This window comes from Stenotrophomonas sp. STEN018, assembly GCF_056760235.1.
Genome location: NZ_JBRREK010000150.1, coordinates 1 through 410 on the forward strand (window position 1 = coordinate 1; position 410 = coordinate 410).

General features: G+C 51.2%; 1 rRNA gene. It reads left to right on the plus strand.

What is annotated here, in order from left to right:
• A 5S ribosomal RNA gene (rrf, locus tag ACVOMB_RS21125) occupies positions 1–112 on the plus strand; the annotation flags it as partial.
• Positions 113–410 lie beyond the last annotated feature (298 nt).

Sequence of the window (410 nt, forward strand, 5' to 3'; positions counted from 1 at the left end):
GATGAAATTAGCGCTATGGAACCACCCGATCCCATCCCGAACTCGGAAGTGAAACGTAGCCGCGCCGATGGTAGTGCAGCCTAAGCTGTGCGAGAGTAGGTCATCGTCAGGGTTTTATCTAAAACCCCGCTGCTCACGCAGCGGGGTTTGTCTTTTTATGTAAGCCAGGTGTTTTACAGCCTGGGTTAGCTCAACAACTTCACGAAGAACTTCAAGTTCATCAAATAAGGTGTTGACGGAAACAAAAAGCCTGCCATAATAGGCGGCTCGCTTCGACGAAAAGCCTTCGGGCTCAACCTTGAAGCCGCCAAGTCAACAACCTCTCAAAAAGGTGTTGACGAAGCAGAAAAGCCACCATATAATGGGCGGCTCGCTACGACGGAAACGTCGCGGCCTACGAAGAAGGCGCT